Annotated in this window: 1 protein-coding gene; it reads right to left on the reverse strand. The window is 38.7% G+C overall.

What is annotated here, in order from left to right; translation table 11 throughout:
- The coding region (locus tag ACVC3Y_RS00075) for a hypothetical protein (protein WP_452225709.1) at positions 1-217 on the reverse strand (217 nt) is incomplete at both ends.

A 217-nucleotide genomic window follows, 5' to 3' on the forward strand; every position in this document is an offset into this window, starting at 1 on the left:
TACAGCATCTGTATCACAGCTATCTGTACCACAAGATTGAAGTGCTAATATATTAGCAGCATTCCAATCGTTAGCAATGGTTTCATTATCTGTACCATTACATTCTATGGTTTCATCTACAACCGTACAAGCAGTAAGGTCTGGACCGATAGAATCTTCAAGTGTAAGTGTCGCAGTAAGCGTTGTTTCATTATCACAATCATCCGATACCGTATAG

The organism is Lacinutrix cladophorae (assembly GCF_053604645.1).